Raw genomic sequence first — 25403 nt, forward strand, 5'->3', positions numbered from 1 at the left:
GAGCCCGTTTCCGATTCGATCGGTGTCAGCTTCGATCGGTGTCAGCTCTCGGGGCCGCCGGCGGTGCCGTGAAAGTGACCGTAGCTCGGAATCGACATTCTGCAGACGATGCCTTCGGGGCGAAAGTCCAGCGTGGCGGCGCCGTTGCCGAGGCTGCGCGAGATCAGCGTCTGGCCGAAGCCGGACGCCCCCGGCTTGGTCACCAGTGGCCCGTCGAATTCCTCCCATTCGATCATCAGCGCGCCGTCCTGCGCGACACCCGTCCGGCGCACCGCGATCTTGCCGCCCGGCACCGACAGCGCGCCGTATTTCACCGCATTGGTGGTCAGTTCGTGAAACACCAGGCCGAGCGACACCGCGGTCTTGGCGTCCACCGCGATATCGAGCCCGTCGGTCGCAATCCGGCCGCTCGACAGCGACGCGAACGGCGCGAGTTCGGCGCCGAGCACGTCCTTGACCTGCAGGTTCTGCCACGACGCGTTCGACAGCAGCGTGTGGGTCGCGGCCAGCGCCTGGATCCGGCCGGAAAACGCCCTCTGAAAATCCTCGATGGTGCGTTCGTAGGCGGCGGTGCGCGTGCAGATCGCCATCACCATCGCCAGCGTGTTCTTGACGCGGTGATCGAGCTCGCCCATCAGCAGCGCCTGTTGGCGCTCGGCGGCCTTGCGCTGCGACAGGTTGATCAGCGTGACGACGCAGCCCTGCGTCCGCTCGCCGGACACCATCAGTGGCGCGGCGCTGATCAGCACGTCGGTGATCGCGGCCGACGGCGATCGCACCGCGGCCTCCAGTCCCTGCACCGGCATGCCGGCGGTCGCCATCGAGACGATGTCGGCCCCGCTCATCAGTTCGGACGCTTCGGTGAAGGTCAGATCGATCGCCTCGGGGAAGGTTTTGCCGACCGGCGTTTCCGCGCAGATCCGGATCGCGGCGCCGTTGAGATGGGTGACGCGGCCGGCGCGGTCGCAGACGATCACCGCCTCGTTGGCGGAGGCGAGGATCGCGCGCGCCAGCCGCTCGGACTCCTTGGCGACGGCGGCCTGTTCGCGTTCGCTGATATCCGTGAAGGTGATCGCGGTGCCGTGCACGATGCCGAAATCGAGCGGCGAGCCGGCGAGCAGGATGCTGCGTTCGACATCGCCTACGCGCAGATGGATTTCGGCCGACTGCCGCTCCCGCATCGCCTGCGCCAGCAGCCGGCGAAACTTGGCCTGGTTGACGGCGTCGAGCAGCCCGACCAGCACGGGACCGGTCAACGAGCCGGGCGCCCGACCGAGCAGGGAGCACAGCGCCTGATTGGCGTACAGCAACTGCCCGTCCGAATCGTACGCCGCGGCGCCGACATCCATCGCTTCCATGAAGGTGCGGTAGGAATGGCCGCCGCCTTCGAGCGTGAACACCTTCTCGTCGCCGCCGCCCTTGACGACCAGCGCGTCGATCTCGCCTTCGCGGATCGCCCGCAACGTGTCTTCGGCCTCTTCGAGCCTGGCTTCCAGCTCCTGCCTGCTCAGCGCTGCGACCGCCGAGCCCACTTTCAGGCCCCTTCGACCGACAGATGCACCAGGACCTTCGGGGTGTCGGACAGATCGCCGATGATCTTGCGGATCGGCACCGGCAGCTCCTTCACCAGCGTCGGGATCGCGACGATGCCGTGCTCGCGCGCGAGCTGCGGCGACTTCTTCAGATCGACCACCTCGACCTTGTACTTGCCGGCGAGATGATCGGCGCAGATCTTCTCCAGGTTGCGAATCGCGGCGAGTGACTTCGGCGTTTCGCCGGCGACGTAGAGAACCAGCTTGATCGGCTCGGCCATGTCAGCTTCCTACTTGGTGATGCCGGGAGCGTGGTCGATGCCCCTGCTCTGCGCCATCGCTTCCGCGTCGATCGCGGCCTGCCGGAGGTAGTCGTTCTCAACGTCGGCCAGCCGCTGCAGTTCGGAGGCGTCGGCGTCGATCTCGGCGCGGAGCGCCTCGATCTGCGCCAGCGCCCGCGCCCGGCGTTGTGCGATCTCGCCTTGCAGCCGCGCCACCTCGACCCTGCGCTCGCTCTCGGCGCGGCGCAGCCGCGCCTCTTCGCTTCGCCGCGCCGACCCGGTCAAGGCTCCGTTGGCGCCGAGATAGGGCGCGAGCAGATGAATGCCGTCGTTCGACATCACGAATTCCCGGACCTGATTGGAGTGGGATATGCCCCGCGCCTTCAGAAGATAGAGCTCACGATTGAACTCGCCATGGGCCTCCCGGTTCAACAGCAGGATCCAGGCGTCCATCAACGACGACAGCCCGGCGTCGGTCTGGGTTTCCTGGCCGTGGGCGAGATGGGTGAAGACGCCGGTGATGCCGGTCGATTTCAGATAGTCGACGATCCGCAACAGCATCGACTGCACTTCGCCGAGCTGGCCGTTGCCGAGGAAGGCCGAAATCGGATCGAGCACCACGACGTCGGGCCTGAACCGGCCGACCTCGCGCAGGATCACGGCCAGATGCATTTCCAGGCTGTAGAAGGTCGGCCTTGCGGCGATATAGCGCAACTGGCGGCTCGTCAGCCATCGGCCGAGATCGGTGCCGATCGACTTCATGTTGCGGACGGCCTGCGCCTCGGATTCCTCGAACGACAGATACAGCGCCTTCTCGCCGCGACGGCAGGCCGCGTCGGCCATCATGCAGGCGAGCGAACTCTTGCCGGAGCCCGCGACGCCCGAGACCAGAATGCTGTTGCCGCGATAGAAACCGCCGCCGCTCAGCATCGCGTCGAGGTCCGCCACGCCGGTCGAGATGCGATCCTCGAACACCATGTGGCCGAGGCCGAGCGACGACACCGGCAGCACGCTGAAGCCGTCCTCGTCGATCAGGAACGGATATTCGTTGGTGCCGTGCGCGGTACCACGATACTTGACGATCCGCAGCCGCCGGGTGGAAATCTGCTGGTCGACGCGATGGTCGAGCAGGATCACGCAATCGGAGACGTATTCCTCGAGCCCCTGGCGGGTCAGCGTGCCGTCGCCGCGCTCTCCGGTGATGACGGCGGTCAGGCCTTTCTGCTTCAGCCAGTCGAACAGCCGGCGGATTTCCGCGCGCAACACCGCCGGATTCTGGAACGCCGAGAACAGGCTCTCGATGGTGTCGAGCACGATCCGCTTGGCGCCGATCTGGTCGACCGCATATTCCAGCCGGAGGAACAACGCCTCGAGATCGTAATCGCCGACCTCGGCGACTTCGCTGGGATCGATCGCGATGTGCTCGATCAGGACGCGCGAATCGTCGATCAATTGCTGCAGGCCGAAGCCGAGCGACTCGACGTTGTCGACGATATCGACCGCTCGCTCCTCGAACGTGACGAACACGCCGGGCTCGCCGTAATGGCGCGCACCGTTGATCAGAAAGGTGGAGGCGAACAATGTCTTGCCACAGCCGGCCGAGCCGCAGATCAGACTCGGACGCCCGGTGGGCAATCCGCCGAGCGTGAGTTCGTCGAAGCCGTCAATGCCGGTGCGCGACTTGGCAATACCGTCGGTCATATCAATCCGAGTTACGTTACTCGGACTTTGTATTTGAACAGGAACCGGCTGGCTAGGGGACCTCGCAGGAAAATGATTCTGCGCCGCGCCGGAACTCGCAAAGACGACCTGCGTTATACGCGTCACGATTCCAAGGGGGCGGCGTCAAGCAGACGTGCGCGAAATTGCCGCATTATTGATATCAAATGATATGAGAGCGACGCGCGGCGCGATCGAAGGCGCTACTCGGCGCGGCTCACGATGACGCCGTACCAGCCGAGCCCCTGATAGGTCTCGTATCCCGGCGTCAGATGAAAGCCGACCAGCGCGCCCGACGTGTCCTGGTAGGTGCCGCTGCGCCGGCCGGCGACCTTCAGAGGGAAGCGCTCTTCGAGCAGGCCGCGACCGTCGGAGGCGGCGATCACCCGGAAGCGGGAGTCGATCAGCAGCACGCGGGCGTTGTCCTGCGGATCGAGCCGCACCCCCTGCACGATCGCCCGGGCCTGCGCCTCCCAATCGAAATGAATCGCCAGGATGCCGATCGGCGCGCCGTTGCTGCGGCCGTTGCTACGCACGCTGGCGCAATAGGTCGCGACCTGCGCATTGCCGAGTTGCGGCATTCGCTCGACATTGCCGGCGACGTAGTCGTCGCCCGACCGCAGCCGCAGCGCGTCCTTGAACCAGTCGCAGCCGGCGACGCTGCTGCCGACCACGCCGAACCGGTCCGGCCGACCATTGGCCAGCACGGTGCCGTCGAGGCTGCACAGCCACAGATCGAGATACACGGTGTAGGCGCCGAGGATCACCGCGAGCCGCTCGGCGGCGTAGGAGGTCGAGGCGGCATCGGGATTCGCGGCGCAATCGACCACCGCGGAATCGGTCGCCCACCAGCGCACGTCGCAGGTGCGCTCGTAAAGATTGCGGTCGATCAGTTCGACGGCGTTGAGCGACAGATCGACCAGCCTGTCGCCGCGCGAACGCGCGGTCATGCTGCCGATCGAACTGATCAGGTCCCCGGTGCGGCGGGTGAGCTGGCTTTCGAGGTCGCGCGCGATCTCCTCGATCTGGGCGCCGACATTGCGCACCTCCTGAGCCACGATCGCGAAGCCGGCGCCCTGCTTGCCGGCACGGGCGCTTTCGATCAGCGCGTTGAGCGCCAGGATCTTCATCTGGCTGGTGATCTTCTGGATCGACCGGGTCTTGCCGCAGGCGATCTCGTTGACCTCGGAAGTCAGCCGCGCCACCAGTGCCGAGATATCGTCGTGATCCGCGGGAGCGGCATGATCAGCCGACCCGTCTTTTCGAATGACCACTGTCTGCATTCTGCTTCCGCCCCGGCGTCGCACGCGCCGGGAAGGAATCTGCGTGATTTTTCCTAATTAGGACTAAACTAAAGTCGGGGAGTTCGGAATTTAGGCCGGCGCGAGCCGCTGTTAGTTTGTGCAGATGATCAATTATGATCGCATTTTGCATTGCGGGATTGCGATCTGCTGATTAGGCGCGTGTCCCGGTTCCGTCGGATCGATACTCCGCCGGCTACGTTCGGCGGGGCGACCAGCCCTCGGGACGATCCGACTGGAGCTCTCAGGCCGCGCTCATCGGCGGCACCGGGAGCGCGGTGACCGACTTGATCTTCTCCATCGCGAATCGCGAGGTGACGTTCTTCAGCGGCACCGTCCCGATCAGCCGCTTGTAGAAGATGTCGTAGGCGCGCATGTCGGCGACGACGACGCGCAGCATGTAGTCGACGTCGCCGGCCATCCGGTAGAACTCGATCACTTCCGGCATCGCGCTGACGGCGTCGGCGAAGGTCTTCAGCCAGGCCTCGGAATGATCGCCGCTCTCGATCGAGACGAACACCGAGAGGCCGAGCCCGATCTTGTCCTGATCGACCAGCGCCACCCGGCGGGTGATGACGCCGTCGGCTTCGAGCCGCTGGATCCGCTTCCAGCACGGCGTCGACGACAGCCCGACGCGGTCGCCGATCTCGGCCACCGACAGCGAGGCATCCTGTTGCAGCACGGTCAGAATCTTGCGGTCGATCGCATCGAGCCGGCGGGCCGGCTCGGCGACGGGAATCTCAACATCAGTCATGATAGAACATTCTTCCAAATCGAACGATTTCAACCATTCTAGTTGGAAGATTTTTTCATGCAAGCGTCCCCTCCGCCCGGAGCGGAGGAGACGGGCCGACGGCGGTCCGGTCAGGCCGCTCCCAGCTTGAGGTTTCGGCCGACGCGCAGGCTTTCGAACAGCCGCAGCGCCGCCTTGTGGGCATCGCCCGGCGAGCGGAAGCCGCGGCCCTCCAGCCCGGTGAAGTCGTCGGTCGCGGCATGAAAACGGAAGCCGCGGCCATCACGGACGACAATGCCGGCGGCGCGCGAATTCACTTCGATGATGAACGCTTTGGACGCAGTGGCTTGGGACGCGTTGGCTTGGGGCATGACGGCTCTTTGATTCGAGGCGGGCGATTCGCGTCAACGGTACGCCGGCCTGATAGCCGCGGTCTGTATCAGCCGGATGAAATCGACTTAACGCTTTGGTGGCGCGACGCTTTGCCCTGCGGCCACTCAGCAGCAGGACAGCGGCGGGAACATCGGCTGCAGCTTGCGCAGCGCCCGGTAGAACCGCACGAACAGCCGGTGCGGCAGCGACAGCGACTGCAGCCAGCGCGCGTCGACATCGTCGTCCGTGGCGCTTTCGGGTCGCGGATCGACCGGCGCAGACTTCGGCGCGATCAGCGCATCCGGGTCGTGGTAAGTGAGCATCGCCATATCAGCCTGCCTCTCTCCGGCCTCGCGTCCGTCAGCTTCGTTCCTTCGCCGGCGGCGATTGGTCGTCGTCGGAAATCGCGCGCCAGGCGGCGCCGTCCAGATCCTCGTACTGGCCGCTCTTCAGCGACCACAGGAACGCCGCCAGGCCGAGCAGCCCCAGCATCAGCGCCAGCGGCACCAGAATGACCATCACTTCCATGACGCGCTCCCCAGGCGGACCCGACGGGCGCGCATCGCATTCAGCATCACCAGGATCGACGAGCCGGACATCGCCAGCGCCGCGATCAATGGCGTAGCGAGACCCGCGATCGCAATCGGCACCGCGAGAACATTGTAGCCGATCGCCAGCGTCAGGTTCTGCCGCATCACCGCCATCGCCTTGCGCGAATAGTCGATCGCGGCCAATACCGGTGCAAGTTCCTTGCCAAGAAACACCAGATCGGCGGTGGCCTGGCTGAGATGGGTGGCGCTGATCGGCGACATCGACACATGCGCCGCGGCGAGCGACGGCGCGTCGTTCATGCCGTCGCCGACCATCATCACCACGCGCCCCTGCGCCTTCAGCGCCTCGATATGCGCGATCTTCTCCGCCGGAGTGACGCCGGCGCGCCAGGCGCTGACGCCGAGCGCATCGGCGGCATGCCGCACCGCCGGCTCGCGGTCGCCCGACAGCAATTCGACGCTGATGCCGCGATTGACCAGCGCGTCGATCGTCCGGGCGGCGTCCGGCCGCAGCAGCTGCCGGACCGCCAACACCGTGTGCTGATTGCCGCGGCTGAAGGCGACCACCGAGACTTCGGGATCGGCGCTGAGAATGGCATTGGCCTCGACATCGGCGCCGCAGAAGGCCGGGCTGCCGAGCCGCAGCTCCTCGCCCTCGAACAGCGCGCGGACGCCGCGGCCGGGCTCCTCGGTGACGCCGGGGAGCGGCGCCTTGGCCTGGGCGGCGCGCGCCACCGCGGCGGCGACCGGATGATGGCTGGCGAGCGCGAGGCGCCCGGCGAGCTGGAAGACCTCGTCGGGCACGCCGGCGCCGTTGACGACGTCGAGCTCCGGCAGCGTCAGCGTGCCGGTCTTGTCGAACACGATGGTGTCGACCGCGGCGGCGCGCTCGATCGCGTCGCCGGCATTGAGCAGCACGCCGGCGCGGAACATCGCGCCCGACGCCACGGTCTGCACCGCGGGGATCGCCAGCCCGAGCGCGCAGGGACAGGTGATGATCAGCACCGCGATGCCGATGACGATGGCGTCGTGCCAGCTCGCCCCGGCCAGCACCCAGCCGATCATGGTGAGCAGCGCGGTGGCGTGCACCACCGGCGCATAGTATTGCGAGGCGCGGTCGGCGAGCCGGACGTAGCGCGAGCGCGCCTGCAGGGCGTGGTCGAGCAGCCGGGTGATCTCGGCGAGCAGCGTGCCTTCGGCGGCCGCGGCGACGCGGACGCGCAGCGTGCCGGAGATGTTCAGCGTGCCGGCATAGACCTGGGTGCCGCGCTCGGCCTTCACATACAGCGTCTCGCCGGTGATCAGGCTCTGATCGATCTCGGAGCGGCCTTCGACCACGCTGCCGTCGACCGCGCAGCGCTCGCCGGGCCGCAGCAGCACGAGGTCACCCGTCCGCACCGCGGCGATCGGCACTTCGCTGATCTCGTCGGGCCCGACGAATTTGGTCGCGGTCTCGGCCTTCAGCGCGGCGAGATTGCCGGCGACCGCACGGGTCCGCTGCCGCATCTTCTGGTCGAGGAAGCGCCCCGCCAGGAGGAAGGTGATCAACATGATCGCGGCGTCGAAGTAAGTGTGCTCGGCGTGATGGATGGTCTCCACCAGCGACATGCCGAGCGCCAGCACCACACCGATCGTGATCGGCACGTCCATATTGACGCTCTTGGCCTTCAGCGCACGCCAGGCGGACTGGAAGAACGGCTGGCCCGCATAGGCGGCGCAGGGCAGCACCACCAGCGCCGACAGCCAGTGGAAGAAATCGCGCGCTTCGGGGCTGAGATCGCCGCCGAACCACACCGGCACCGACAGCATCATCACGTTCATCGTCGCGAAGGCGGCGACGCCGAGACAGCGCAGCAGGAACTTGCTGCGCTCGGCCTCTTCGACCTCAGCGCGGACCGGCTCGTACGGATAGGCCTTGTAGCCGAGCTCGGCGAGCCGATCGATGAACAGCGCCGGCTCCAGCGCGCCCTTCTTCCACTCCACCGCGAGGCGGCGGTCGGTGAGGTTGACGCGGGCCAGCGTCACGTCCGGGATCGCGGACAGGCCGCGCTCGATCTTGGCCATGCAGCCGGCGCAGCTCACGCCTTCGACCGCGAGGTCGAGATGCGCGATCTGCGGATCGACGTCCTTGACGTAATGCGAGTAGTCCCGGGTCATCAACATCAGGCGACCTCTTGGTCCTCGTCCGGACCAATCATCAGTTCAGCATCAGGCGGTTCTTGGACAGGAACATGCGGTTGCCGTCCTGATCGCCTTCCAGCACCAGATCCCAGCGCCCGGGCAAGACGCCGTCGGCATCGCCCTGAAACACCCCGCTGTCGATCTCGGCGAGCACCAGTTCGTGGTCCCCGGCCTTGTCGGCCGGGCGCTCGAGCCGGCCGAAGAATTTCAGCCCGGACAGCGGCAGGCCGGCGCGGTCGCGCGCCTCGACCCGCAGCGTCGCGCGGCCGTCGGGCCGGCGCTCGACCCTGGCGTCCACCTTCCAGCCGCGCTTCTCCTGATCGCGCGCCGCGACGATCTCGTTTTCGTAAGCGAGGCTCGCCGCATAGGCACTGTCGACCTCGGTGCCCGGCAGCGTCTTGATCGCCAGCGTCATCATCAGCCCGTTGACGCCGAACACCACGCCGAAGAAGGCGATCAGCGAGACGAACACGACCTTGCCGGTGAGTTGCCGAGGCTTGGAGATTGGACGATTCATGGAACGGCTCCGGTGGCGGTTCAGGGCTTGACGAAGACGTCCTTGGCGGATGCGACTTCGCCGAGGCCGATATCGGTGACGTGAAACTTCACGGGCGTCGACGGGGCGAGATCGTCCTCTGAAGACGGCCGGGAATCCACCAGCACGCGCAGTTCGGTGGTGGCGTCGCGGGCCAGGATGATCATCGGCCGGTCGGGCGTGATCGAATCCGCGCCGACGACGTGGATCACCGCGTTCGGCGGCCCGTCGACATCGACCGCGACGACGCGGTCGAAGCCGCGCTTGTTGAGGAAGCGGATGGTGTAGCCGTTGCGGATCGAGCCGTCGCTGAGCCGCACCGCGACCGGATTGCGGTCGTGCAGCACGTTGAGGTCGAGCAGGCTGCGGTTCAGCAATGCGTAAAGCATGATCGCGCCGATGCCGGCGATCAGCGCCGAATACACCACGGTGCGGGCGCGCAGCGGCTTGAAGACCTCCGGCTTGCCCTCCATCCGGCGATGGATGTTGATGTCGTTGTCGTAGCCGATCAGCCGGGTCGGGCGGCCGATCTTGGTCATGACGTTGTCGCAGGCGTCGATGCACAGGCCGCACTGGATGCAGTCGAGCTGCGGCCCGTTGCGGATGTCGATCCCGGTCGGGCACACCGCGACGCACTGGTTGCAGTCGACGCAGTCGCCGACCTGCTCGCCGAGCGCGCGCGCCTGCGCGGCCTTCTTCAGCGACGTGCGGGTCTCGCCGCGATCGTATTTGTAGGTGACGTTGAGGGCCCATTCGTCGGTCAGCGCCGCCTGGATCCGCGGCCACGGGCACATGTAGACGCAGACCTGCTCGCGCATGAAGCCGGCGAGCGTGTAGGTGGTGAAGGTCAGGATGCCGATCCAGATATAGGCGACCATCGGCGCCTGGAAGGTGACGAGCTCCTTGATCAGCGTCGGCGCGTCGGCGAAATACAGCACCCAGGCGCCGCCGGTCCACCACGCGATCATCAGCCAGATCGAGTGCTTCAGCACCAGCTCGGCGCCGCGCTGCAGCGACCAGCCTTCTCCCGCCTTGCGCATCCGCTCGCGACGGTCGCCCTCGATCAGCCTCTCGACCGCGAAGAACAAATCGGTCCACACCGTCTGCGGGCAGAGATAGCCGCACCACACCCGGCCGCCGAGCGCATTCATCAGAAACAGCGTGATCGCGGCGACGATCAGCAGGCCGGTGAAGTAATAGATCTCCTGCGGCCACAGCTCGATGAAGAAGAAGTAGAACCGGTTGTTGGCCAGATCGATCAGCACCGCCTGGTCGGGCGCGCCGAGGCCGCGGTTCCAGCGCACGAACGGCAGGAAGTAGTAGATCCCGAGGCACACCGCCATCAGGATCCATTTGATGCGGCGGAACGATCCCGACACCCGCTGCGGATAGATCTTCTTCCCGGCGGCGTAGAGCGGGCCTCCGTCGTCGTCCGGAACCAGATCGGTGTCGCGCAGGGGCTTGTTCATATCGGGGTTCTTCTTCGTTCCGTCGCTGCGCCGCGGCTCTGCGTCCGGCGCTTCTGTCGAACCTCGCGTGCCCCCCAACACGTCGAGGATCCCGTCCGGCGGACGGCGGCTATTTGCCGCCGCCGAGCGAGTGCACGTACACCGCCATCGCCTTGATGGTGGCCGGATCGAGACGCTCGTTCCAGGCCGGCATCACGCCGCCGCGGCCGTTGGTCAGGGTCTCGATCAGAGTAGCCTCATCCGAGCCATAGAGCCATATCCGGTCGGTCAGATTGGGCGCGCCGAGCTCGGGATTGCCCTTGGCATCGTCGCCGTGACAGGACGAGCAATTGTCGGCGAACAACTGCTTGGCGGCGACGAGATCGGTGCCGGGACGGACCGACAGACCGGCCAGCGAGCGCACGTAATTCGCGAGCAGCGGGATCTGGTCCTTCTCCAGCAGGCCGTCCTTGCCGAACGCCGGCATATTGCCCAGATGGGCGTCGTCGTGGCCGGAGCGGGCGCCGTACAGGATGGTCTTCTCGATCTGCTCGAGGGTGCCGCCCCACAGCCAGTCGTCGTCGTTGAGGTTGGGGTAGCCCTTGGCGCCGGCGCCGCCGGAGCCGTGGCAGGCCGCGCAATTGTCGCCGAACACCACCTTGCCCTTGGCGCGGGCGAGCGCCAGCAGCGCCGGATCCTTCTCGATGTCGCCGAGCGGCGCCGCGGCGAGCGCCGCCATCTTGTCGCCGCGGACCACGTCGAGCTTGGCGAGGTCGACCGCGAGCTCGGCGCGCGAGGAGTAGTTGAAGAACCCGGTGGTGTAGCCGTTGACCAACGGCCAGGCCGGATAGACCAGGAAGTAGCCGAGCGACCAGACGATGCAGGCATAGAAGGTCCAGATCCACCACCGCGGCAGCGGCGTGTTCAGTTCCTTGATGCCGTCCCATTCATGGCCGGTGGTGCTGGTGCCGGTGACCTTGTCGATCTCGGCGTGATGTGCGTGGTCAGCCATGGTCGTATCAATCCTCTCGCAGCGGCATGCGGGCGGCGTCGTCGAACGTCGCTTTGTTTTGCGGCCACAACGCGTAGGCCACGATGGCGAGGAAGATCACCACGAACAGCGGCGTCCACCACATGGTGACGAAGCTGGAGACGAAGTTCTCGACGGAGAGGATCGCTTTCATGTCCCGGCCTCAGCGCAAATTGGCTTTTTCGTTGTAGAGTTTGAAGTCGACGAGCGTGCCGAGCATCTGCAGATAGGCGACCAGCGCGTCGAGCTCGGTCGGAGCGCCGTCCTGGCCGTCGAAATTGCGCAGCACGGCCTTCGGATAGCGCTTCAGCAGGTCGGCCGCGGCGGCGCTGTCGGGATCGACCTGGGTCCTGAGGTCCTCGGCGGCCTTGGCGACGTCTTCTTCGCTGTAGGGCACGCCTAGGGTGCGATTGGTGCGCAGGTGGTCTGACAGGCTCGCGGCGTCGACCGTGGTGCTGGCGAGGAACGCATAACCCGGCATCACCGACTGCGGCACGATCGATCGCGGGTCCTTCAGATGCGCGACGTGCCAGTCGTCGGAGTACTTGCCGCCGACCCGCGCCAGGTCCGGACCGGTGCGCTTGGAGCCCCACTGGAACGGATGGTCGTACATGCTTTCGGCGGCGAGCGAGTAGTGGCCGTAGCGCTCGATCTCGTCGCGCAGCGGGCGGATCATCTGCGAGTGGCAGAGGTAGCAGCCCTCGCGGATGTAGACGTTGCGGCCGGCCAGTTCGAGCGGCGTATAGGGACGCATCCCGTCGACCTTCTCGATCGTGCTCTTGAGGTAGAACAGCGGCAGGATCTCGACCAGGCCGCCGATCGAGATCACGAGCAGGATGCCGACGATCAGGACGATCGAGTTCGTCTCGAAGATCTTGTGACGATTCCAGAAAGACATCGGTCGGTTCCTTACTCGGCGGCCTGCAGGGCGACGCGCGGCTGGGCCTCCGACGATTCGCCGACGCGAACCGTCATCCAGAGGTTGTAGGCCATGATCAGGGCGCCGATCAGGAACAGTCCGCCGCCCGCGGCGCGGATGGCATAGAAGGGATGCATCGCCTCTACGGATTCGATGAACGAGTATTCGAGGAAGCCGAGCGAGGTGTAGGCACGCCACATCAGGCCCTGCAGGATTCCCGACACCCACATCGCCGAGATGTAGAGCACGATGCCGAGCGTCGCGATCCAGAAGTGCCAGTTCACCAACCGGAGGCTGTAGAGCTCCTTGCGGCCCCAGATCCACGGCACCAGGCAGTACAGCGCGCCGAACGAGACGAAGCCGACCCAGCCGAGCGCGCCGGAGTGGACGTGGCCGACGGTCCAGTCGGTGTAGTGGCTGAGCGAGTTGACGGCCTTGATGGCCATCATCGGGCCTTCGAAGGTCGACATGCCGTAGAACGCGACCGACACCACCATCATGCGGAGCACCGGGTCGGTGCGCAGCTTGTCCCAGGCGCCCGACAGCGTCATCAGGCCGTTGATCATGCCGCCCCAGGACGGCATCCACAGCATGATCGAGAACGTCATGCCCAGCGTCTGCGTCCAGTCCGGCAGCGCGGTGTAGTGCAGATGGTGCGGGCCGGCCCAGATGTAGAGGAAGATCAGCGCCCAGAAGTGGATGATCGACAGCCGGTACGAATACACCGGCCGTTCCGCGCGCTTCGGAATGAAGTAGTACATGATCGCGAGGAAGCCGGCGGTGAGGAAGAAGCCGACCGCGTTGTGGCCGTACCACCACTGGAACATCGCGTCCTGCACGCCGGCCCAGGCGATGTAGGATTTCGAGCCGAGCAGCGAGACCGGCAGCGTCGGGTTGTTGCCGAGGTGCAGCACCGCGATGGTCAGGATGAAGGCGAGGTAGAACCAGTTCGCCACGTAGATGTGCGGCTCTTTGCGCTTCATCAATGTCGCGACGAACACCAGCAGATAGGTGACCCAGACGATGGTCAGCCACAGATCGGCGTACCACTCGGGCTCTGCGTATTCTTTCGACTGCGTCACACCGAGCAGATAGCCGGTGCCGGCGATGACGATGAAGAAGTTGTAGCCGATCGCCACGAACCACGGAGCCAGATCGCCCGCGAGGCGCGCCCGCGTCGTCCGCTGCACCACGTAGAACGAGGTCGCCAGCAGTACGTTGCCGCCGAACGCGAACACCACCGCGGAGGTGTGCAGCGGCCGCAGCCGGCCGAAATTGACCCATTGCGCGACGTTGAGCCCCGGATAGGCCAGCTCTAGCGCGATGTAGAGGCCCACCGAGAAGCCGGCGATGCCCCAGAACATCGCCATGAACGACAGAAACTTGATCGGGCCGAGATTGTAGTTCGGCACGCCGTTGATTTCCTGCGGCGCAACGCCGTTGCGGCGGCTGTAGCGCGTGATGATCGCGAACACGGCCCAGGCGCTGAATGCAGCGCCGAGAGCGGCATGGAAGGCGAACGGCGCATCCTTGGCGAAGATCGACGCGTAGATGCAGAGCACCGTGGTCAGCGTGAACACGAGCGTCAGACCACCCTCGCCGAAGGTGATCCGTTTGGTTGTGAGAGCTTGATTCATCTGATCAATCTTTTCTCGGCGGGGCAGTTGGTCGCACCAAACCCGGAAACCAAAAAGGCCATTTGATCGAAATCAAATTGCATAAATTTGCGGCACCTCGGGTCGCGTCGCCGCGGTTGTCATTGAAACGCGTCAAATGTGCAAGATTCAAACGGCTTCGCGGCGTCGAACTCGGACGACTACGAGGCATTTTCATTGCGATTTGGGATGCCGCTAGACGAAAGGATGAGGGCTTTGAGTGCGAATGCGATTCATTCGCTTTTATGAATGATATTCGGGCCTGCTCGCCGCCTGGAGGAGGCTCCGCGAAACCGCAGCTTGGACGCAAGGACATGCCGCCTGGGCGCCGCGCGCGTGCCCGGCGCGCGAACGATGCAAGACCGGACAGATGCCGGCCCGCGCCGGATCCGCCTCAGCCGCGCTGCCGCTCGTAGGCTTTGAGGTGGGTGTAGATCACCCGCAGCCGTGCCACCGGGCGCTTGGCGGCATCGCCGCGCGCGATCAGGTCACCGATGACGTGGTCGGCCTCGATCCTGGCGCCGGCCTGGATGTCGCGAAACATCGAGGCGGTGAGCTTCGAGCCTTCCGCCAGCAGCGTGCCGCGGGCGCGATCGACGAACGCCTCGCGCGGCGGATGGCCCGCCACGGCGGCGATCGACGAGATCTCGTCGACGACGCCGAGCATGAAATCGGCGCCGCCCGGCGCCGCCAGAATATCGCCGACCGGCGCGCGCATCAGGCAGGTGGAGCCGGCGAGCGAGGCGAGAAACACCCACTTCTCCCACATCTCCTGCATGATCTCGGCGGTCGGGTTGACCTCGAAGGAGGAGCCGCCGAGCGCTTGCGCGATCGCGCCGACGCGGTCCGAGATGCCGCCGGCGCGCTCGCCGAAGGTGATCGCATTCATCGGTGCGAGCTGCACGACGTGGCGCTGCGCGTCCAGCGTCGCCGCGATCACGCACTGGCCGCCGAGCACCCGGTCGCGGCCGAACGCCGCGTCGAGCACGTCGAGATGCTTCATTCCGTTGAGCAGCGGCAGCACCGCGGTCTGCGGCCCGACCGCGGCGGCGAACGAGGCGATGGCATCGTCGAGGTCGAACGCCTTGCAGCTCAGCAGCACCAGATCGTAGACCGGCCCGAGATCGGCGGCCTGCACCACCGGCGGGTTCGGAATCGTGAGGTCGCCATGCGGGCTTTTGATCACCAGCCCGTCGCGCGCCAGCTCGTCGGCGCGCTTGGGCCGCACCAGGAAGGTGACGTCGCGGCCGATCTGCAGCAGCCGGCCGCCGAAATAGCCACCGATCGCACCGGCGCCGACGATCAGAATCCGCATTTTTCACTCCCGTTTCTGCTTCAGTCCAGCGACAGACGGAGGCTCGGCCGATCCGACAGCGACGGCATTATTGTCGTCGTGGCCGGGCTTGTCCCGGCCATCCACGTCTTCCTTGGATCTTCGACCCGATTCGTGGATGCCCGGGACAAGCCCGGGCACGACGAACCTGGTGTTCTTGCTACCACTTCTCCCCGAACGGACGAATCTCCATCTCGAAGGTCCAGGCGCTTTTCGGCTGCTGATAGAGCTGCCAATAGGCGCCGGCGACCGAGGCCGGCGGCATCAAGAGGTCGGGATTGTCGAGCGCATCCTTGCCCCAGAGCTGCTCGCGGCGCTCGCGGACCCAGGCGGTGTCGACGCCGGAATCGATGATCAGATGCGCGACGTGGATGTTCTGCGGCATCAGTTCGCGCGCCATCGATTGCGCCACCGCGCGCAGCCCGAATTTGGCGCTGGCGAAGGCCGCGAAACCCGAGCCGCCGCGGAGCGACGCGGTCGCGCCGGTGAAGAAGATGTTGCCCCGTCCGCGCGGCAGCATCAGCCGCGCCGATTCGCGGCCGGCGAGGAAGCCGGCCCAGCACGCCATCTCCCAGACCTTGCGAAACACCCGGTCAGTGGTCTCCAGAATCGGGAAATTGACGTTGGCGCCGACGTTGAAGATCGTCACTTCGAGCGGCGCATGGGCGTCGGCGGCGTCGAGAAACGCCGCGACCTCGTCCTCCTTGCGGGCATCCAGCGTGCGCGCGACGATGCGGCCACCGGCGGCCTCGATCTCCCGCACCAGCGGCTCCAGCTTGGCGCCGTCGCGCCGGCCAGCGAACACCGTGAAGCCTTCGGCGGCGAATTTCTTGGCAATCTCGGCGCCGATGTAGTCGCCGGCGCCGATCACCGCGACCGTTGCGTTGCGTGGCGTCATGCTGGCGTCTCCGAATTGAACCGCGTTATGAGTTCGTCATGCCCGGGCTCGTCCCGGGCATCCACGATGACGCAACCGCTGCGCCCGTGCCGTGGATGGCCGGGACGAGCCCGGCCATGACGGAGGTGTCGGGCTCGTTGAGATCGCGGACTCAGCCGTACATCTCCTCGACGTCGCGGAGTTGCTCCTTGCCGAAGAACATCTCGGAGCCCACGAAGAAGGTCGGGGAGCCGAACGCGCCGCGGGCGACGGCGTCCTCGGTATTGGCGATCAGCTTCGCCTTGACCTCCGGCTCCTGCGCGCGGGCGAACAGCTTTGCCGCATCGAGCCCCGACGACGCCAGCGCCTGGGCTGCGATCTGCGGATCGTCCATCTTCTTGGGCTCGACCCACATGTGATGGAAGGCGGCCTCGGCATATTGCGCGAACACGCCCTCGAGCTGCGCCGCCACCGCCGCGCGCATCAGGTTGAGCGTGTTGACCGGAAAGTTCGGATTCCACACATAGGGCGCGACGTCGAACCGCTTCAGGAAGCGCTCGGTCTCCAGCGCCATGAATTCGCTCTTGTTCCGGATGCCGGCCAGCGTCTCGGCCGGCGATCGGTTGTTGGTGGCCTTGAAGATGCCGCCGAGCAGCACCGGGACGTAGTCGAACTTGACGCCGATGCGCCGCTCGATCGCCGGGATCGCCCGGTGGCTGAGAAACGCGTTGGGACTGCCGAAATCGAACAGGAATTGCGGGGCGGGCTGGGTCATGGTCTCTCCCGGTCGCGGCGCGTGCGGCGCGCCTTATATGATTATCGTCATGCCATCGCAGCCTAGCCGGTCGGCGGCGGGCAATCAACCGGCGCGCGACGGCGACCGGGCAGCAGCGCCGGGGCCGGTACCCGGCCGGCGGCGGGATCGGCTTCGGAACTGTGATGCCCGAACCGGCACGAAGTCTGCTATGGGCGGGTGGCCTGCCCTGCGGCGGCGCGCCGTCGCGCAAAAACGGACATTTCGAGACATGATCACCGTCCACCATCTCAACAATTCGCGTTCGCAACGGGTGCTGTGGCTGCTCGAGGAGCTCGGCCTGCCCTACGAGATCAGGCGCTACCAGCGCCAGCCCGACATGATGGCGCCGAAGGAATTGCGCGCCGTGCATCCGCTCGGCAAATCGCCGGTGATCACCGACAACGGCGCCACCATCGCCGAATCCGGCGCGATCGTCGAGTACATCATCGACACCTATGGCGACGGCCGCCTGATCCCGCCCCCGAAGACGCCGGAGCGGCTGCGCTACACCTACTGGCTGCACTACGCCGAAGGCTCGGCGATGCCGCCGCTGCTGCTGAAGCTGCTGTTCACCATGATGCCGCAGCGCGCGCCGGCGCTGCTGCGGCCGCTGGTGAAGCTGGTCGCCGGCGGCGCGCTGACCGGCTTCGTCGACCCGCAACTCAAGCAGCACATGGCGTTCTGGGACAGCGAGCTGGCGAAGAGCGATTACTTCGCCGGCGCCGACTTCACCGCCGCCGACATCCAGATGAGCTTCCCGCTGGAGGCCGCCTCCTCGCGCGCCGGGCTCGACCAGAGCTATCCGAACGCGCAAGCCTGGCTCGCCCGCATCCACGCCCGTCCGGCCTACAAGCGTGCCTTGGAAAAGGGCGGGCCGTACGAGATCGGCAAGGCGTAGGTAACAGGCTCCATAGCGTCGGACAGCCTCGCTTCAAGCAATGATCGCATACGTAGAGCACGGCAGCCCCTCTCCCGCTTGCGGGAGAGGGCGGGGGTGAGGGCGCCCCAAGCACAGCGCTTGTTACAACTCCCCTGAACGACACCGAGAGGTGATCGCTCGCGTCGCCCTCACCCCAACCCTCTCCCGCACGCGGGAGAGGGAGTTCGCTGTGCCTGGAACAGGCAGCGCACCTCAAAATGAAGCGCTACCCCTTCGCGCCCGGCAGCGACGCGACGGTGACGCCGGGCGGGGGCACGTCGTCATCCGGCACGAAGAAGTCCGACATCAGTTGCACGCTCGGGTCGACGCGGTAGCGTTCGAAGTCAGTAACGCCGGACTCGAACAGCACCTTGTCGTCGATGCAGAATTGCCCGGTGAAGTCGCGCGACGGCTTGGTCAGGATCGCATGCGCGGCGTCGCCCATGATCTCCGGCGTGCGGCTGGCGCGCATCATCGCGTCGCCGCCGAGCAGATTGCCGACCGCCGCGGTGGCGATGGTGGTGCGCGGCCACAGCGCGTTGACGGCGATGCCGGCGCCCTTCAGTTCGCCCGACAGCCCGAGCACCACCATGCTCATGCCGAATTTCGCCATCGTGTAGGCGGTGGAGGCCGCGAACCATTTCGCCTTCATGTCGAGCGGCGGCGACAGCATCAGGATGTGCGGGTTCTGCGCCTTCTTCAGATGCGGGATGCAATATTTCGACACCATGAAGGTGCCGCGGCTGTTGATCCCCATCATCAGGTCGTAGCGCTTCATGTCGGTCGCCTGCGAATTGGTCAGGCTGATCGCGCTGGCATTGTTGACGCAGATGTCGATGCCGCCGAATTCGGCCACCGTCCTGTCGATCGCGTCGATCACCTGCGCCTCGTCGCGGATGTCGCAGATCAGCGGCAGCGCCTGCCCGCCGGCGGCGCGGATCTCGTCGGCCGCGGTGTAGATGGTGCCCTGCAGCTTCGGATGCGGCTCGGCAGTCTTGGCGGCGATCGCAATATTCGCACCGTCGCGCGCCGCCCGCAGCGCGATCGCCAGCCCGATGCCGCGGCTGGCCCCGGTGATGAATAGCGTCTTGCCCGCGAGTGACGACATGAATTCCCTCCCTTTGCGCCGACCGGCCCTTGGTCCCGTTGTAGCGCGGGACGCGACCGGATCGAAGCGACTTCGGAGGAGGCGCTAATTCCGGTCTTCCGGCAGCATCGGGAGCGGGGCGACGTCGATGCCCTCCTCGATCAGCGCCTTGGCCTCGGCGGGCGAGGCTTCGCCGAAGATCGGGCGGTGTTCGATATCGCCGTAATGCATCTTGCGGGCTTCGTTGGGGAAGCGTTCGCCGACATTGTCGGCGGTCTTGACGATGTGGTCGCGCAATTCCTTGAGCTTGGCGCGCAGTTCGCGCTCCTGCGCCATCAGCAAAGGCGGCGCCGAATTCTCAGTCGCCGAATTGTCCGGCGCCGCCGCCGGCGCGTCGCTCGCGGCGGCCTCGTTGGTCGCCGGCTCCGGCGCCCGGCCGCGGCCCTTCTTGCCGACGATCTGCGGCGCCATGATCGCCTTCTCGACCTTCACCGAGCCGCAGGACGGGCACTCCACAAGCTTGCGCCGCACCTGCGAATCGTAAGCCGACGAGCTCTGGAACCAGCTCTCGAAGGAGTGACCGCGTTCGCAGCGCAGGGTGTAGCGGATCATGTCTGCTCCCGCACGAGATGCAGATAGTCCGGGGTATGTTTGGCGTCGACGACGGTGAAGCGACGGCCGTGCTGCAACGACGGAATCTTGCCGCGCGCCTTGCCGACCTCGGCCGGATCGATCCGCGCCATCACGAAGCCCGGATCGACGCCGCCTTCCGCCAGCACCACGCCCCAAGGATCGACGATCAGCGAATGGCCGTAGGTCTCGCGCTTGTTCTCGTGCAGCCCGCCTTGCGCGGCGGCGAACACGAAGCAGCCGTTCTCGATGGCGCGGGCGCGCAGCAGCACGTGCCAATGCGCCTCGCCGGTCGGTCTGGTGAAGGCCGCCGGCACGGTGATGAACGACGCGCCGGCCTCGGCCAGCGCGCGATACAGCGCCGGGAAGCGCACATCGTAGCAGATCGTCAGCCCGATCCGTCCCCACGGCAGATCGGAGATCACCGCGGTCTCGCCGGGCTGGTAGTTGGCCGATTCGCGATAGCTCTCGCCATTGCCGAGATCGATGTCGAACATGTGGATCTTGTCGTAGCTCGCCAGAATCGTGCCCGACGGATCGATCAGGAAAGAGCGGTTGACCGCGCGGTCCGGGCTCGCGCGCAGCGCCAGCGAGCCGATATGCAGATGGATCTTCAGTTCGCGCGCCAGAGCCCGATAGGCCTTCAGCGAGGCGTCGCTGTCCTCGTCGGCGAGCTGTTCGAACAGCGCCTCGCGGTTGAGCTGCATCATGTTGCTCACCTCCGGGGTGAGCACGTAGTCGGCGCCGGCCGCCGCCGCCTCGCGGATCAGCTTCGTGCCCTGTTCGAGGCTCGGCCCGGGCAACAGCCCGGTGCGCATCTGGACCAGTGCGGCGTTGAACGGCGCGGCTTCGGTCATGACGTGGCTTTCTCGACGGCCAGCAGCGCGTCGAGCTTGCCTTCGCGGTCGAGCGCATAGAGGTCGTCGCAGCCGCCGACGTGGGTGCCGCCGATGAAGATCTGCGGATAGGTCGCGCCGCGGCCGACGCGCGCGTCCATCTTCGCCTGAAAATCCCGATCGACCGCGACGTCGTATTCGGTGAACGCCGCCTTCTTGCGGTTCAGCAGCGACTTGGCGGCGCTGCAATAACCGCAGCCGGGGCGCGTGAAGATTTCGATCGCAGCGGACATCGCAGCTCCAAAGCTGGGCGGTGGAAGCAAGACCCGGATTATATGGGAGATTTCAGGGTATCCACAACCCGGGCGAAGACCAGCACATCGACCGAGCGGGCCTTCGCCCGCAGCAGCGCCCGGGCGCAGGCGTCGACCGTGGCGCCCGAGGTCAGCACGTCGTCGATCAAGACGATGCGCCGGCCCTGCACCTCCGCCCTGCGGTCCGGCGGAACCTTGAAGGCGCCCTGCACATTGGCGGCGCGCTCCGCCCGCGACAGCCCGATCTGGTGCGCGGTCGGCCGCACCCGCTTCAGCGCCTCGATCGCCACCGGCAATTTCGTCTGCCTGCCGATCGCCCGGGCCAGCGCGCCGGACTGATTATAGCGCCGGGAAAAGCCGCGCCGCCAATGCAGCGGCACCGGGATCAGCAGATCCGCATCGCGCAGCAGCGGCTCGCCGGCATGCGCCATCCACCGCCCCATGGTGGGCGCCAGATCGACGCCGTCATGGAACTTCAGCGCATGCACCAGCGTCTTGGCGACCTCGTCGTAGCGCACCGCGGCGCGGGCGCGCGCATAGGCCGGCGGATCGGCGATCGCCTGCATCGACAGGATGCCGGGACCGGGATCATAGACGAAAGGGATGCCGAGCTTCTCGCAATAAGGCGGCGCGATGAACGACAATTGCGACCAGCATTGCGGGCACAGCCCCTCGCCCGACACCGGCTCGCGGCAGGCGACGCACAGCGTCGGCAGCGCGATGTCGAGCGCCAGATGCGCGGCACGCGACCACAGCCGACGCAGCGCGCCCATCACCCTGGAAACGCCGCTACCGTCCGCTGTCGCATCCGAAGCTGTCATCGCCTCTGACTGCATCCCGGAAGGCTAGCGCGACCCCGACCGGCGTCAAGGGCAACTACCGGGTAGTGTCCGGCGCGGGAATGGCGCACAAGGGCGGCTCGCGCCGCGCAACTTCAGGAGATCGCCGTGTCCGAGCCAGACGACAAATCCGCCGACACCATCACCTATGTCGACATCCCGACCGCGTCGCACGTCTATTTCGACATCGCGCCGGCGCATGGCGTGATCGCCAACAATGTCGAAGTCGAACTCGCGGCGCGGACGCTGAACCCGCTCGCCGACGGCTCGGTCGAGGTGAAGTTCGTCACCACCGCGCGGCTGCGTTGCAGCCAGGCCGGCGCGCTGCATCTGCGCAACGCGCTCGACGCGGTGCTGAAGATGTTCGAGGCCTCGCAGCAGAGCCCGGCCGCGGCCTCGAAGCTGAACTGAGCATGGCAACGATGCCGGCGCGGCGCTTGCCCGGCGGCGTCCGTGTCGCTAGCTGCCGCGCATGACCGAGCCCACGCCCATCCTGTTCGATCGCCGCCTGCTCGCAGCAAGGCTCGCCCGCGCCGGCACGCTCGGCCCCGCGCCGTTCCTGCTCGACCGCGTCAAGGAGGAGATGGCCGAGCGGCTGCACGCGGTGCTGCGCGAGTTCAATGCGATCGCCGATATCTGGACGCCCGGCGCGGCGCTGCCGCCCGAGCGCTTTCCGGGCGTCGCGCATGTCGGGATCGATCCTTCCGGCGACGAGGCGCTGAATCTCGCGCCCGGCTCGCTCGATCTCGCGGTATCGGCGCTGGCGCTGCAGTTTGCCAATGATCTGCCCGGCGTACTGGCGCAGATCCGCCGCGCGCTGAAGCCGGACGGGCTGCTGCTCGCGGCGCTGACCGGCGGCGACACGCTGACCGAATTGCGCCAGGCCTTCGCCGCCGCCGAGGCCGAGATCGAGGGCGGCGTGTCGCCGCGGGTCGCGCCCACCGCCGATCTGCGCGACCTCGGCGCGCTGCTGCAACGCGCCGGCTTCGCGCTGCCGGTCACCGACGTCGACCGCGTGGTGGTGCGCTACGACCACGCCTTCGCGCTGATGCAGGACCTGCGGCGGATGGGCGCCGGCAATGTGCTGGTCGAGCGCCGCCGCACGCCGCTGCGCCGCGCCACACTTCTGCGGATGGCGAACATCTACGCCGAACGCTTCAGTGACCCCGACGGCCGCATCCGCGCCACCTTCGAAATCATCTGGCTGTCCGGCTGGTCCCCGCACGAAAGCCAGCAGCAGCCGTTGAAGCCCGGCTCGGCGAAAGCCAGTTTGGCGGAGGCGGTGAAGGGGAAGACGCCGGAATAGCGAAGCCTCGTGTTCCGGACGCTGCGCGGTTCGCAACTCATCGTCATTGCCGGGCTCGACCCGGCAATCCATCTTCTTCGAAAGGGTGATGGATGCGCGGGTCAAGCCCGCGCATGACGACGATATCTGTTGCCACGCCGTGCTCTACATCAGCAGCTCGATCAGCGGCGGGATCAGCGGGATGTCGGCGGGCGGCATCGGGTAGTCGCGCAGCTTGTTGGCGCGGACCCAGGCCAGTTCCTGGCCCTCGCGCGGCATCACCTGCCCCCCCCAGCGCCGGCAGACATACAGCGGCATCAGCAGATGGAAGTCCTCATAGGCGTGGCTGGCGAAGGTCAGCGGGGCGAGGCAGGCTTCCTTCACCGCGATGCCGAGCTCCTCGTGCAGTTCGCGGATCAGCGCGCCCTCCGGCCGCTCGCCGGGATCGACCTTGCCGCCGGGAAACTCCCACAGCCCGCCGAGCTGCTTGTGCTTCGGCCGCTGCGCGATCAGCACGCGGTTGTCGGCGTCGATCAGTGCGACGGCGACGACGAGGAGGAGGTTGATATCAGCCATGGCCGTCAGCGCTTTCTTCACCCTCCCCTGGAGGGGGAGGGTCGAGCGCGCCGTCAGGCGCGGTCGGGGTGGGGTGAAAGCGGGTGTGATGAGCGCTGCGTTCCAACTTGACGCCACCCCACCCCGGACGGCTACGCCGTCCGACCCTCCCCCTCCAGGGGAGGGTGGGAGATCACGACCGATAGTCGCCGTTGATCGCGACGTATTCCTTGGTGAGATCGCAGGTCAGCACGCGGTCGCGGCCCTTGCCGAGGCCGAGGCCGACCTTGATCTGGATCTCCGGCTTCTTCATCGCCGCCGAGACTTCCTTCTCGTCGTAGGACGGATCGCGCGCGCCGCTCTTGGCGACGCGGATGCCGTTGAACGCGATCGAGAGCTTGTCGCGATCGGCCGGCTCGCCGGCCTTGCCGACCGCCATCACCACGCGGCCCCAATTGGCGTCCTCGCCGGCGATCGCGGTCTTCACCAGCGGCGAATTGGCGATCGACATCGCGATTTTCCGCGCGCTGGCTTTCGAAGTCGCGCCGTCGACGATGATCTCGACCAGCTTGCGGGCGCCCTCGCCGTCGCGCGCGACCTGCTCGGCGAGATCGGCCAGCACCGCATTGAAGGCTTTGACGAATGCCTTCAGCCGCGGATCGGAGGCGCGCGAAATTTTCGGCGCGCCGTTTTTCGCCGCCGCGCCGGTGGCGAATGCCAGCAGCGTATCGGAGGTCGAGGTATCGCCGTCGATCGTCACCGCGTTGAAGGTGTCGGCGACGCCGGCCTTGAGCAGCGCCTGCAGGCACGACGCCGACAGCGGCGCGTCGGTGAAGACGAAGGACAGCATCGTCGCCATGTCGGGCGCGATCATGCCGGCGCCCTTGGCCATGCCGTTGATCGTCACCTTGGCGTTGCCGAGCTTCACGGTCTTGGTCGCGACCTTCGGGAACGTATCGGTGGTCATGATCGCCTTGGCGGCGTCCAGCCAGCCGCCGGGCGCGGCGGTCTCGGCGAGCGTGCCCAGCACGCCGTCGAATTTGGTGGCGTCGAGCGGCTCGCCGATCACGCCGGTGGAGGCGAGGAACACCTCGGCCGGCTTGCAGCCGATCGCCTTGGCGGCGATCGACGCGGTCAGCGTCGTCGCCTTGCGGCCGGTCTTGCCGGTGAAGGCATTGGCGTTGCCGGAATTGACCACCAGCACCCGCGCGGTGCCGCCCTTGAGGTTGTCGCGGCACCATTCGACCGGCGCCGACGGGCACTTCGACGTCGTGAACACGCCCGCCACCGTGGTGCCGGGGTCGAGCGCCACCAGCAGGACGTCGGTGCGGTTCTTGTAGCGGATGCCGGCGGCGGCGGTGGCGAGGCGGACGCCGGCGAGCTCCGGCAGCGTGGGAACGTTGGTCGGCGCGAGCGGAGAGACGGAAGTGGACATCGGGACGCTTTCGGCATGTGAGGCGACCCCCGCGACGCGGGAGCCTCACCCCTGTCTCACAAGCGCATGGCGTTGAGAAGAAAAATTCCGGCCGCGCAGAGTCGTCCCCGCGCAGGCGGGGACCCATAGCCCCTGGAGCTTCAAGTTGAGGGATGCCTCTGCCACAGCACTTCAAACGAACTGCTGCGGCGTATGGGTCCCCGCCTGCGCGGGGACGACATCTGGATAGGCAACGCCGGA

28 protein-coding genes are annotated in these 25403 nt (G+C 66.6%); 3 read left to right on the plus strand and 25 right to left on the minus strand.

What is annotated here, in order from left to right:
• Window positions 1-41: 41 nt before the first annotated feature.
• From ACTZWT_RS21170 to ACTZWT_RS21255, 18 genes are all read right to left on the minus strand, one after another.
• Window positions 42-1532, minus strand: a complete 1491-nt coding sequence (locus tag ACTZWT_RS21170) for an HWE histidine kinase domain-containing protein (RefSeq protein ID WP_444771651.1) — start codon at window positions 1530-1532, stop codon at window positions 42-44.
• Between the two features lie 2 nt (window positions 1533-1534).
• Window positions 1535-1813, minus strand: a complete 279-nt coding sequence (locus tag ACTZWT_RS21175; protein WP_322515253.1) for a circadian clock KaiB family protein — start codon at window positions 1811-1813, stop codon at window positions 1535-1537.
• A 9-nt stretch (window positions 1814-1822) separates the two neighbouring features.
• On the minus strand, window positions 1823-3514 hold the full coding sequence (kaiC, locus tag ACTZWT_RS21180) for a circadian clock protein KaiC (RefSeq protein ID WP_444771652.1): 1692 nt from the start codon (window positions 3512-3514) through the stop codon (window positions 1823-1825).
• 221 nt (window positions 3515-3735) lie between these two features.
• Window positions 3736-4815 (minus strand): methyl-accepting chemotaxis protein, encoded by a 1080-nt coding sequence (locus ACTZWT_RS21185; protein WP_444771653.1) that lies wholly within the window; start codon window positions 4813-4815, stop codon window positions 3736-3738.
• A 262-nt stretch (window positions 4816-5077) separates the two neighbouring features.
• Window positions 5078-5587 (minus strand): Lrp/AsnC family transcriptional regulator, encoded by a 510-nt coding sequence (locus ACTZWT_RS21190; protein WP_444771654.1) that lies wholly within the window; start codon window positions 5585-5587, stop codon window positions 5078-5080.
• 110 nt (window positions 5588-5697) lie between these two features.
• A complete protein-coding gene (locus ACTZWT_RS21195) occupies window positions 5698-5937 on the minus strand; it encodes a hypothetical protein (protein WP_444771655.1) in 240 nt (79 codons plus the stop codon).
• A gap of 126 nt (window positions 5938-6063) precedes the next feature.
• Entirely contained in the window at window positions 6064-6267 is a 204-nt protein-coding gene (locus ACTZWT_RS21200) for a hypothetical protein (RefSeq protein ID WP_444771656.1), read from the minus strand.
• 31 nt (window positions 6268-6298) lie between these two features.
• Window positions 6299-6466 (minus strand): cbb3-type cytochrome oxidase assembly protein CcoS, encoded by a 168-nt coding sequence (ccoS, locus tag ACTZWT_RS21205; protein ID WP_444771657.1) that lies wholly within the window; start codon window positions 6464-6466, stop codon window positions 6299-6301.
• Window positions 6457-8652, minus strand: coding sequence for a heavy metal translocating P-type ATPase (locus tag ACTZWT_RS21210; protein WP_444771658.1), 2196 nt, complete (start codon window positions 8650-8652; stop codon window positions 6457-6459). Before ACTZWT_RS21210 ends, ccoS begins: the two co-directional genes overlap by 10 nt.
• Window positions 8653-8686: 34 nt before the next feature.
• Window positions 8687-9187: a FixH family protein gene (locus ACTZWT_RS21215; RefSeq protein ID WP_444771659.1), complete on the minus strand. Its 501-nt coding sequence runs from the start codon at window positions 9185-9187 to the stop codon at window positions 8687-8689.
• 20 nt (window positions 9188-9207) lie between these two features.
• Complete coding sequence (gene ccoG / locus ACTZWT_RS21220) at window positions 9208-10674, minus strand: cytochrome c oxidase accessory protein CcoG (protein WP_444771660.1); 1467 nt, start codon at window positions 10672-10674, stop codon at window positions 9208-9210.
• 109 nt (window positions 10675-10783) lie between these two features.
• Window positions 10784-11665, minus strand: coding sequence for a cytochrome-c oxidase, cbb3-type subunit III (ccoP, locus tag ACTZWT_RS21225; protein ID WP_444771661.1), 882 nt, complete (start codon window positions 11663-11665; stop codon window positions 10784-10786).
• A gap of 7 nt (window positions 11666-11672) precedes the next feature.
• Window positions 11673-11837 (minus strand): cbb3-type cytochrome c oxidase subunit 3, encoded by a 165-nt coding sequence (locus ACTZWT_RS21230; RefSeq protein ID WP_444771662.1) that lies wholly within the window; start codon window positions 11835-11837, stop codon window positions 11673-11675.
• Between the two features lie 9 nt (window positions 11838-11846).
• Window positions 11847-12581, minus strand: a complete 735-nt coding sequence (gene ccoO, locus ACTZWT_RS21235; protein ID WP_444771663.1) for a cytochrome-c oxidase, cbb3-type subunit II — start codon at window positions 12579-12581, stop codon at window positions 11847-11849.
• 11 nt (window positions 12582-12592) lie between these two features.
• Entirely contained in the window at window positions 12593-14239 is a 1647-nt protein-coding gene (gene ccoN, locus ACTZWT_RS21240; RefSeq protein WP_444771664.1) for a cytochrome-c oxidase, cbb3-type subunit I, read from the minus strand.
• Window positions 14240-14651: 412 nt separating this feature from the next.
• Window positions 14652-15572: a 2-dehydropantoate 2-reductase gene (gene panE, locus ACTZWT_RS21245; RefSeq protein WP_444771665.1), complete on the minus strand. Its 921-nt coding sequence runs from the start codon at window positions 15570-15572 to the stop codon at window positions 14652-14654.
• Between the two features lie 178 nt (window positions 15573-15750).
• Window positions 15751-16488, minus strand: coding sequence for an SDR family oxidoreductase (locus ACTZWT_RS21250; protein WP_444771666.1), 738 nt, complete (start codon window positions 16486-16488; stop codon window positions 15751-15753).
• Between the two features lie 151 nt (window positions 16489-16639).
• Complete coding sequence (locus ACTZWT_RS21255) at window positions 16640-17242, minus strand: 2-hydroxychromene-2-carboxylate isomerase (protein WP_444771667.1); 603 nt, start codon at window positions 17240-17242, stop codon at window positions 16640-16642.
• 250 nt (window positions 17243-17492) lie between these two features.
• Here ACTZWT_RS21255 and ACTZWT_RS21260 point away from each other — a divergent pair, with 250 nt between their 5' ends.
• Window positions 17493-18161 carry a glutathione S-transferase gene (locus tag ACTZWT_RS21260; protein ID WP_444771668.1) on the plus strand — a complete coding sequence of 223 codons (669 nt, stop codon included), beginning with the start codon at window positions 17493-17495 and terminating at the stop codon, window positions 18159-18161.
• A gap of 247 nt (window positions 18162-18408) precedes the next feature.
• Here the strand turns inward: ACTZWT_RS21260 and ACTZWT_RS21265 are convergent, their stop codons facing one another.
• From ACTZWT_RS21265 to ACTZWT_RS21285, 5 genes are all read right to left on the minus strand, one after another.
• Entirely contained in the window at window positions 18409-19290 is an 882-nt protein-coding gene (locus tag ACTZWT_RS21265; RefSeq protein ID WP_444771669.1) for an SDR family oxidoreductase, read from the minus strand.
• 84 nt (window positions 19291-19374) lie between these two features.
• Window positions 19375-19881, minus strand: coding sequence for a DUF1178 family protein (locus ACTZWT_RS21270; protein WP_444771670.1), 507 nt, complete (start codon window positions 19879-19881; stop codon window positions 19375-19377).
• Window positions 19878-20756: a carbon-nitrogen hydrolase family protein gene (locus ACTZWT_RS21275; protein ID WP_444771671.1), complete on the minus strand. Its 879-nt coding sequence runs from the start codon at window positions 20754-20756 to the stop codon at window positions 19878-19880. The genes ACTZWT_RS21270 and ACTZWT_RS21275 overlap by 4 nt, the downstream gene beginning before the upstream one ends.
• Window positions 20753-21028: a glutaredoxin 3 gene (grxC, locus tag ACTZWT_RS21280; RefSeq protein WP_444771672.1), complete on the minus strand. Its 276-nt coding sequence runs from the start codon at window positions 21026-21028 to the stop codon at window positions 20753-20755. Before grxC ends, ACTZWT_RS21275 begins: the two co-directional genes overlap by 4 nt.
• Window positions 21029-21066: 38 nt before the next feature.
• Window positions 21067-21870 carry a ComF family protein gene (locus tag ACTZWT_RS21285; protein ID WP_444771673.1) on the minus strand — a complete coding sequence of 268 codons (804 nt, stop codon included), beginning with the start codon at window positions 21868-21870 and terminating at the stop codon, window positions 21067-21069.
• Between the two features lie 126 nt (window positions 21871-21996).
• On the opposite strand from ACTZWT_RS21285, the gene ACTZWT_RS21290 reads away from it, so the two are divergent.
• Window positions 21997-22299, plus strand: coding sequence for a hypothetical protein (locus tag ACTZWT_RS21290; RefSeq protein WP_444771674.1), 303 nt, complete (start codon window positions 21997-21999; stop codon window positions 22297-22299).
• 61 nt (window positions 22300-22360) lie between these two features.
• Window positions 22361-23194, plus strand: a complete 834-nt coding sequence (locus ACTZWT_RS21295) for a methyltransferase domain-containing protein (RefSeq protein ID WP_444771675.1) — start codon at window positions 22361-22363, stop codon at window positions 23192-23194.
• A 144-nt stretch (window positions 23195-23338) separates the two neighbouring features.
• Here ACTZWT_RS21295 and ACTZWT_RS21300 read toward each other — a convergent pair whose 3' ends face one another.
• Window positions 23339-23749: a (deoxy)nucleoside triphosphate pyrophosphohydrolase gene (locus tag ACTZWT_RS21300; RefSeq protein WP_444771676.1), complete on the minus strand. Its 411-nt coding sequence runs from the start codon at window positions 23747-23749 to the stop codon at window positions 23339-23341.
• 172 nt (window positions 23750-23921) lie between these two features.
• A complete protein-coding gene (gene argJ / locus ACTZWT_RS21305; RefSeq protein WP_444771677.1) occupies window positions 23922-25163 on the minus strand; it encodes a bifunctional glutamate N-acetyltransferase/amino-acid acetyltransferase ArgJ in 1242 nt (413 codons plus the stop codon).
• Window positions 25164-25403: the final 240 nt, after the last annotated feature.

It is taken from the genome of Rhodopseudomonas sp. NSM, from assembly GCF_052445935.1.
Taxonomy (GTDB): Bacteria; Pseudomonadota; Alphaproteobacteria; order Rhizobiales; family Xanthobacteraceae; genus Rhodopseudomonas.